The organism is Nocardioides pelophilus, from assembly GCF_014180685.1.
Lineage (GTDB): Bacteria > Actinomycetota > Actinomycetes > Propionibacteriales > Nocardioidaceae > Nocardioides > Nocardioides pelophilus.
The window spans coordinates 1-8,718 of sequence record NZ_JACEHF010000172.1 but is presented as its reverse complement, the minus strand read 5'-3'; the positions used below and the strand labels follow the sequence as shown (position 1 = coordinate 8,718).

The 8,718-nt window shown below is 71.8% G+C and carries 8 protein-coding genes and 1 pseudogene; 6 read left to right on the top strand and 3 right to left on the bottom strand.

Annotated elements, in window-relative coordinates; translation table 11 throughout:
* A pseudogene (locus H0488_RS19690) lies at positions 1 to 1,981 on the top strand (hypothetical protein); the annotation flags it as partial.
* Positions 1,982 to 2,005: 24 nt separating this feature from the next.
* Here H0488_RS19690 and H0488_RS19685 read toward each other — a convergent pair.
* Both H0488_RS19685 and H0488_RS19680 read right to left on the bottom strand, forming a co-directional pair.
* Positions 2,006 to 2,815 carry a YwiC-like family protein gene (locus tag H0488_RS19685; protein ID WP_183100933.1) on the bottom strand — a complete coding sequence of 270 codons (810 nt, stop codon included), beginning with the start codon at positions 2,813 to 2,815 and terminating at the stop codon, positions 2,006 to 2,008.
* Positions 2,816 to 2,893: 78 nt separating this feature from the next.
* Positions 2,894 to 3,481, bottom strand: coding sequence for a hypothetical protein (locus tag H0488_RS19680; protein ID WP_183100932.1), 588 nt, complete (start codon positions 3,479 to 3,481; stop codon positions 2,894 to 2,896).
* A gap of 63 nt (positions 3,482 to 3,544) precedes the next feature.
* Here H0488_RS19680 and deoC point away from each other — a divergent pair, with 63 nt between their 5' ends.
* The 5 genes from deoC to H0488_RS19655 are packed head-to-tail and all read left to right on the top strand — an operon-like array spanning position 3,545 to position 8,048.
* Complete coding sequence (deoC, locus tag H0488_RS19675) at positions 3,545 to 4,525, top strand: deoxyribose-phosphate aldolase (protein ID WP_183100931.1); 981 nt, start codon at positions 3,545 to 3,547, stop codon at positions 4,523 to 4,525.
* 8 nt (positions 4,526 to 4,533) lie between these two features.
* Positions 4,534 to 5,988, top strand: coding sequence for an aldehyde dehydrogenase family protein (locus tag H0488_RS19670; protein WP_246372536.1), 1,455 nt, complete (start codon positions 4,534 to 4,536; stop codon positions 5,986 to 5,988).
* Positions 5,988 to 6,851 carry an aldehyde dehydrogenase family protein gene (locus tag H0488_RS19665; RefSeq protein ID WP_183100930.1) on the top strand — a complete coding sequence of 288 codons (864 nt, stop codon included), beginning with the start codon at positions 5,988 to 5,990 and terminating at the stop codon, positions 6,849 to 6,851. Before H0488_RS19670 ends, H0488_RS19665 begins: the two co-directional genes overlap by 1 nt.
* A gap of 11 nt (positions 6,852 to 6,862) precedes the next feature.
* Positions 6,863 to 7,540, top strand: coding sequence for an AAA family ATPase (locus tag H0488_RS19660; RefSeq protein WP_312856444.1), 678 nt, complete (start codon positions 6,863 to 6,865; stop codon positions 7,538 to 7,540).
* The gene (locus H0488_RS19655; protein WP_183100929.1) at positions 7,524 to 8,048 is read left to right on the top strand and encodes a hypothetical protein; all 525 of its coding nucleotides are present in this window, start codon (positions 7,524 to 7,526) and stop codon (positions 8,046 to 8,048) included. Before H0488_RS19660 ends, H0488_RS19655 begins: the two co-directional genes overlap by 17 nt.
* A gap of 43 nt (positions 8,049 to 8,091) precedes the next feature.
* Here the strand turns inward: H0488_RS19655 and H0488_RS19650 are convergent.
* Positions 8,092 to 8,718 (bottom strand): adenosine deaminase family protein (locus H0488_RS19650; protein ID WP_183100928.1); only part of this gene is annotated, 627 nt, incomplete at its 5' end.

Below are 8,718 nucleotides of genomic sequence, written 5' to 3'. Positions count from 1 at the left end.
TCCCTACGCTCCCCGGGGGTCCCCGATGCGCACCGTCGCGACCGTTGCCGCCAGCCTGTTCCTCACCTCGATCGCGGCAGTGACCGCGGGGCCGCCAGGTCCGGCCGCCGCCGTCACCCCAGGGGTGAACGGCCAGATCGCCTTCGTCAGTGACCGCGACGGCGGCAACTGGGAGATCTACGTCATGAACGCCGACGGCACCGGCCAGACCAGGCTCACCCACACCCCCGGCGGACCGGAGACGCCGCCGCCGTACGACCTGGACCCGGCGTTCTCGCCGGACGGCACCAGGATCGCCTTCACGTCCAACCGGGACGGCGACTACGAGATCTACCTGATGAACGCCGACGGCAGCGACCAGACGCGCCTGACCTACCGCAACGGGTACGACGGTGAGCCGACCTTCTCCCCCGACGGCCGGTTCATCGCGTTCACCAGTCTCCGGGGCGACAACGTCGACATCTACCGGATGCGGGCCGACGGCACCAACCACGTGCGGCTCACCTCGAGCACCTTCGTCGACGAGGCGCCGGCCTATCAGCCCTCCGGCGACCAGATCGCGTTCACCAGCGGGCGCGACGGGAACCAGGAGATCTACGTCATGCAGGCCGACGGCTCCGCCGAGACCCGGATCACCGCGAACCTCAGCCACGACGACGACCCGGCGTACTCCCCCGCCGGCCACCAGATCGCGTTCACGTCCTTCCGGGACGGCAACGCTGAGGCGTACCGGATGTCCGCCGCCGGCACCTCGCCGGTGCGACTGACCAACAACATCGCGAGCGACTCAGGTCCGGTCTACTCGCCCGACGGCCTGCAGCTCGCCTTCAGCAGCAGCCGGACGGGCGGCATCGACATCTACCGGACCAACACCAACGGCGGTGCGCTGACCCGCCTCACCACCCACCCGGGGCAGGACTTCGACCCCACCTGGGGCCCGGAGTACACCGAGTGCCAGGGACTGCCGGCGACGATCACCGGGACCAACGGGGACGACTACCTCCTCGGCACCCCGGGGCCGGACGTGATCGCGGGGTTGGACGGCGAGGACACGATCGACGGTCGCGGTGGAGCCGACGTGATCTGCGGCGGTGGCGGCACGGACTGGGTCAGCTACGAGACCCACGAAGCCCCGGTCACGGCCAACCTGACCGGGGGCCAGGGCGACGACGGGTCAGCGGAGGACGGGCCTCCAGGGGCGCGGGACTCGATCGCCCCGGACGTCGAGGGCATCTTCGGTGGCCTCGGCGACGACAACCTCACCGGCAACTCCTCCAGCAACCTCATCTACGGCGACGCCGGCGACGACCGGATCGTCGGCGGCCCCGGACACGACACCATCGTCGGCGGCAGCGGCGACGACGTCCTGGTCGGGGGCGACGGCAACGACGGCCTCGACGGGAACTCCGGCGACGACGTGGTCAGCGGGGGTGACGACACCGACCTCCTGACGGGGGGCTCGGGGAGCGACACCCTGAACGGCGGCGAGGGCGACGACTCTGTCGAGGGGCACGGCGGCGAGGACAGCCTCCGCGGCGGCGAGGGCGACGACACCCTCCGCGGCGGAGGGGACGGCGACCTCTTCTACGGGGGGCCCGGTATCGACCTCGTCACCTACGCCGGTCACGGTGGCACCGGGGTCGTCGCCTCGATCGCCAGCGGGTTCGCCGACGACGGCAACTCCTTCGACGGACCCGTCGGGGCCCGCGACACGATCACGGCATCGGTGGAGAACCTCACCGGGACGAGCAACAGCGACACGCTCACCGGCAGCGCCGGCAACAACACCATCACCGGTGGGCACAGCGCCGACACGCTCCTCGGCATGGCCGGCACCGATCGCCTGATCGCCAACGACGGGGTCAAGGACACCAAGATCGACTGCGGTGCGGACAGCGACTACCCCGCGCTGAGGGACGCCATCGATCCGGCACCCGCCAGCTGCTCCGGCGCGACCACGAGGACGACGACGAGGCCCTGACGCGAGCGCACCCACCGCGACGGCTCAGGCGGCGAGGAACGCCGACAACGCGACCAGCACGAATCCCGCCAGCTCCAACAGGCCGACCCGCGCCGGACGCCAGGTGCGGACCACGTCCGGCCAGGTGCGCAGCGCGAACGCGACGAACGGCAGGACCAGCCACGCGCCCCCGGCACCCCACCACGCGGCGCACAGCGCCGCGACCGGTAGCGAGCCGAGGGCGAACCACCGCGCCGCTGACCGGTAGCGCGGGTCGCGTCGTTCGCGGATCAGCGACTTCACGTGCAGGGTCGAGCTGGTCAGCGCGAGCGCGCACAGCAGCGTGAGCACGGCGACCTCACCGGTCGGCACCAGCTCTCCCGGAGGCAGCAGCCCGCCGCCGCCCTCCGCCACGGCCACCGCGATGGGCACCATCAGCGAGCACTCGAGCACCAGCAGCAGGTCGTTGCGCAGGGACCGCTCGGCGCCGGCGCGGGCGAACAGGACGTTGGCCGCGAACGACAGGCCGTAGGCGAGGCCGACCGCCCAGAGCCACGGGCGCAGCACGACCAGCGCGATGGCCAAGGGCACGAACGCAGCGGCCCACACCACGGCGGCGCGCCGGTAGCGCTCGGGATGCCGCGCGCTCCAGAGCTCGGACAGCGCCCACGACAGCGGGTACGCCGCGATCCAGGCCGGGGCGAGGAGCGCCAGCGTCGGGTCCCACGCCCCGGCGCTGATGGCCAGCAGCACCGGCAGCGCGAGGAACGCCCACGCGCCGTGCTGGTGCGGGACGAGCGGGGGACGCCGGCGCGACGCCGGGCGGGACGCGCGGTCCGAGGTCGCGGCGGTCATGACAGGGATCTCCTCACAGATCCGAGTCTCGGCGTCCTCGCGGGCCGGTTGCAGGGCCAAAGGTCCCCAGCCGGGCCGTCAGCCGACCAGCGTCACCAGCAGCGCCGCACCGAACAGCACCAGCAGCCCGATCTCGATCCAGGCCGGCTCTCGCCGTACCTCGGCAGCGAGGGCGTCCTGCTCGTCGGAGTAGGGCTCGACGCCCTGGACCTCGCGGGCCTCCTCGGCCAGCTTCTCGATCCGGGCCTCGACGAACCCGCCGTACGACCGGTCGGTGATGCCGGCATCGGCCCCCAGCCGGTCGTCGCGCATCCCCTGCCGCCGGCTGCGGCTGACGCCCGTGGTGGAGAAGCGGCGCTCGCCCGCCCGCACCGCCAGGAACTGCCGGACCACGACCTGGTCGATCGCGGCGAGCGGCACCCGCACCGTGCTCAACGCGGCATGGAGCACCAGCCGGTCGCCCTCGATGGCGGCGGACGGACGCAGCAGCATGACCCACAGGAGGACCGCGACCAGGCCGCAGACCGGGTAGACGACCGGGTCGTACGGCGCACCGACACCGGCCACCCCGAACAGCACCGCGAGGCCGATGGCGACCAGCCCGATGATGCCGGTGATCCGGCCGCTCCAGACCGTGAACCGCTCGGTTCGCTCCTCGACCAACATCGCTCCCTCGGTGGGTTCTCGCAGGGTTGGTTCATCCCAACATCCCAACCCTATGCTGGGCCAATGCCACCCACCGTCCCCACGGAGACCCCGGGGCTCGCGGCGTACGCCGACGTCACCGCCAGCAACACGACGTTGCGCCGCTTCCTGCACGGGCTCCCCGGCGTCGACCAGGTCGGCGCGGAGGCGCGGGCCGCCTCCCTCGGCACCCGGTCGATCAAGACCACCGCGAAGGCGCACGCGATCGAGCTCGCCATCACGATGGTCGACCTCACCACGCTCGAGGGACAGGACACTCCCGGCAAGGTCCGGGCGCTGGCCAGCAAGGCGCTGCGGCCCGATCCCTCCGACCCGACCTGCCCCTCCGTCGCCGCGGTCTGCGTCTACGGCGACCTGGTCGGCGAGGTCAAGCAGATCGTCGGCGACCGGGTCAACGTCGCCGCCGTCGCCACCGCGTTCCCGAGCGGCCGCGCCTCGCTGGAGGTCAAGCTGGCCGACACCCGCGACGCCGTCGCTGCCGGCGCCGACGAGATCGACATGGTCATCGACCGTGGTGCGTTCCTCGCCGGCCACTACCTGCAGGTCTTCGACGAGATCGTCGCGGTCAAGGAGGCCTGCCGCCGGGCCGACGGGAGCCACGCCCACCTCAAGGTGATCTTCGAGACCGGCGAGCTGCAGACCTACGACAACGTGCGGCGCGCCTCCTGGCTGGCGATGCTCGCCGGCACCGACTTCATCAAGACCTCGACGGGCAAGGTGCAGCCCGCGGCGACGCTGCCGGTCACCCTCGTCATGCTCGAGGCCGTCCGCGACTTCCGCGAGGCGACCGGCGTGCAGATCGGGGTCAAGCCGGCGGGCGGCATCCGGACCTCGAAGGACGCGATCAAGTACCTCGTGATGGTCAACGAGGTGACCGGACCCGACTGGCTCACCCCCGACTGGTTCCGGTTCGGCGCCTCGACGCTCCTCAACGACCTGCTGATGCAGCGCACCAAGCTGGCGACCGGCCGCTACAGCGGTCCCGACTACTTCACCCTCGACTGAACGGACCCATGGAGATGCCCACTCAGTCCACCACTTTCGACTACGCACCGGCTCCGGAGTCCCGGGCCCTCGTCGACATCAAGGCGTCCTACGGGCTCTTCATCGACGGCGAGTTCGTCGACGGCCACGGCGACGCGTTCAAGTCCATCAACCCGGCGACCGAGGAGACCCTCGCCGAGATCTCCGAGGCCGACGACGCCGATGTCGACCGCGCCGTGAAGGCCGCGCGCCGCGCCTTCCGCAGCTGGTCACGGATGCCCGGCAGCGAGCGCGCCAAGTACCTCTACCGGATCGCGCGGATCGTCCAGGAGCGCAGCCGCGAGCTCGCGATCCTCGAGTCGATCGACAACGGCAAGCCGATCAAGGAGAGCCGCGACGTCGACGTACCCATCGTCGCGGCGCACTTCTTCTACCACGCCGGCTGGGCCGACAAGCTCGAGTACGCCGGCCTCGGCGCGAACCCCCAGCCACTGGGCGTCGCGGCTCAGGTGATCCCGTGGAACTTCCCGCTGCTGATGCTCGCGTGGAAGATCGCGCCGGCGCTCGCGTGCGGCAACACCGTGGTGCTGAAGCCCGCCGAGACGACGCCGCTCACCGCGCTGCTCTTCGCCGAGATCTGCCAGCAGGCCGACCTGCCGCCGGGCGTGGTCAACATCATCACCGGCGCGGGCGGCACGGGGCAGGCCCTGATCGCCCACCCCGACGTCGACAAGGTCGCGTTCACCGGGTCCACGGAGGTCGGCAAGGCGATCGCCCGCTCCATCGCCGGCACCGACAAGAAGGCCACCCTCGAGCTCGGCGGCAAGGCTGCCAACATCGTGTTCGACGACGCGCCGATCGACCAGGCGGTCGAGGGCATCGTCGACGGCATCTTCTTCAACCAGGGCCACGTGTGCTGCGCCGGGTCGCGGCTGCTGGTCCAGGAGTCCATCGCCGACGACCTGCTCGACCGGCTCAAGCGTCGGATGTCGACGCTGCGGATCGGCGACCCGCTCGACAAGAACACCGACGTCGGCGCCATCAACTCGGGCGAGCAGCTCAAGCGGATCCGCGAGCTCTCGGAGGTCGGCGACGCCGAGGGCGCCGAGCGCTGGGAGGTCGCCTGCGACCTCCCGACCAAGGGGTTCTGGTTCCCGCCGACGATCTTCACCGGCGTCTCGCAGGCCCACCGGATCGCGCGCGAGGAGATCTTCGGGCCGGTGCTCTCCGTGCTGACGTTCCGGACCCCCGCCGAGGCCGTCGAGAAGGCCAACAACACGCCGTACGGCCTCTCGGCCGGGGTCTGGACCGACAAGGGTTCCCGCATCCTGTTCATGGCCGACCGGCTGCGGGCCGGCGTGGTGTGGGCCAACACGTTCAACAAGTTCGACCCGACGAGCCCGTTCGGTGGCTACAAGGAGTCCGGCTACGGCCGCGAGGGCGGCCGCCAGGGTCTCGCCTCTTACCTGAAGGCTGGTGCGTGATGGCTCGCGTGGACGTCCGCAAGACCTACAAGCTCTACATCGGCGGGGCGTTCCCCCGTTCGGAGTCGGGTCACTCCTTCGAGGTCCTCGACGCCAAGGGCCGCTTCCTCGCGAACGCCGCCCGAGCGACGCGCAAGGACGCCCGCGACGCGGTCGCCGCGGCCCGCAAGGCGTTCCCGGGCTGGTCCGGCCGCACGGCCTACAACCGGGGCCAGGTCGTCTACCGGATCGCCGAGGTGCTCGAGACCCGCCGCGACCAGTTCGTCGCCGAGCTCGTGCGCAGCGAGGGCACGAGCGCCGCCAAGGCCGGCAAGTACGTCGACGCCGCCGTCGACCGGCTGGTCTGGTACGCCGGCTGGGCCGACAAGATCGCCCAGGTCGTCGGCAACCAGAACCCGGTCGCCGGGCCCTACTTCAACCTCACCTCGCCGGAGCCGACCGGCGTGGTCGCCGTCGTCGCGCCGGCCGGCCCGCTGCTCGGCCTGGTGAGCGTCGTCGCCCCGATCATCGTCACCGGCAACACGGCGGTCGTCGTCGCGAGCCAGACCCACCCGCTGACTGCGATCACCCTGGCCGAGGTGATGGCGACCAGCGACCTCCCCGGCGGGGTCGTCAACATCCTCACCGGTCCCACGGCCGAGATCGCGCCGTGGCTCGCCTCCCACATGGACGTCAACGCGATCGACCTCGCCGGTGTCACCGACGCCGAGCTCGCGACGTCGCTGGAGGTCGCCGCGGCCGACAACCTCAAGCGCGTCCGTCGCGCGCCCGCCTCCGAGCCGGACTGGCTCGAGACGCCCGCGCTGGCGGCGATGACCGACTTCCTCGAGTCCAAGACGGTCTGGCACCCCATCGGGGTCTAGGACGGGTGATCGTGGCTCGTGTGATCGTGCTGGCCGGGCCCTCGGGGTCCGGGAAGTCACGGCTGGCGGAGCGGTTGGAGCAGCGGTTCGGCTGGCCGACCCTGCGGCTCGACGACTTCTACCGCGACGGCGACGAGCCCGACCTCCCGCGGATCGAGAGCGACCCTTCGAGACGCCTCGTCCCCCGGCTCCTCAGGGCAGGCAACTCCGGCATCGTCGACTGGGACCACCCCGGCACCTGGCACTGCGAGGACGCCGTCACCGCGCTGCTCGAGCTGTGCCGCACCGGCACGACCGACGTGCCGGTCTACTCGATCTCCGAGAGCCGGCGCTCCGGCGCCCAGCGCCTCGACCTCGAGGGGGCCGAGGTCTTCTGCGCCGAGGGGATCTTCGCGCCGGCCGTGGTCGCGGCCTGTCGGGACGCAGGGGTCCTGGAGGCGGCGTACTGCGTCACCCAGCACCGGTCGGTCACGTTCTGGCGCCGCCTCAGCCGCGACCTTCGCGAGCACCGCAAGCCCCCGCTGGTGCTGCTGCGCCGCGGCGTGGCGCTGGCCCGGGTCCAGCGCGAGGTCGTCCGCCGCGCGGTCGACGCCGGCTGCCGGGTCATGACCGGCGACGCCGCCTATCGCGAGATCGTGGCGCAGCACCGGCGTGACGACCGGGCCGGACAGCGTGGACTGGCCCGCTGACCTCGACCCCCGGTCGCTCCAGCAACCGGACCAGGTCAGCTGCGGCGCCGCCAGCGTGGCCGCCGCCCGGGTCCTGCTGACCCGGTGGCGGCCGGACGACCCCGAGGCCTCGATCCGCGCCGAGCACCGCCGGCTGACCTCGACGCTGAGCCATCGCGAGCGGACGCAGATGCCGTGGCCGCGCCGGTTGGGCACGCCACCGTGGGCGGTGGCGAACGCGTTGTCCGCCCTCACCGGCGAGCGGATCGCGACCATGCACGCCCGGCCCCGCCCGGCGGTCGGCTACGACGTGCTGACCGAGCAGGTCCGCAACCGCCCCGTCGGGGTCTATCTCGGCAGCCGCTGGCTGCCGCGCCACGTCGTGCTCGCCTTCGCGGCCCCCGACGGCGGCTCGGCGGTGCGCCTCTTCGACCCCGCCCGCGGCACGGTCGTCGATGTCGCGCGCGAGCGCTGGGAGGGAAACCGGGTCGGCGTCGGCGGCTGGTCCCACCTCTGGTTCGTCGTCTGACCGCCGAGTCGGCTCTTGTCGACAAGCGCCGACTCGGCGAGGGTCAGCGGCGGTCGGCGTACCAGGGCTTGATGACGTCCATGATCAGCCGGTAGCGCTCGTCGTACGGCAGGAAGGCCGACTTCATCGCGTTGACGCTGAGCCACTCGACCTGGTGGAGGCCCCACCCGAACGCCTCGCACAGGAGCCGGTGCTCGTTGGTCATCGAGGTGCGGCTCATCAGCCGGTTGTCGGTGTTGACCGTGACCCGGAACCGCAGGTCCGCGAGCATCCCGATCGGGTGGTCGGCGATCGAGGTGGCGGCGCCGGTCTGCAGGTTGGACGACGGGCACATCTCGAGCGGGATCCGCTTGTCGCGCACGTACGACGCGAGCCGGCCCAGCTTGATCTGCGCCGGGGTGCCGTCCTCGGCCACCTCTGTCACATGGATGTCGTCGATGATCCGTACGCCGTGCCCGAGCCGGTCGGCCCCGCACCACTGGACGGCCTCCCAGATCGAGGGCAGCCCGAACGCCTCGCCGGCGTGGATGGTGATGTGGCCGTTCTCGCGGCGGACGTACTCGAACGCGTCGAGGAACCGGGTGGGCGGGAACCCCGCCTCGGGCCCGGCGATGTCGAAGCCCGCGACGCCACGGTCGCGGTGGAGGATCGCGAGCTCGGCGATCTCGAG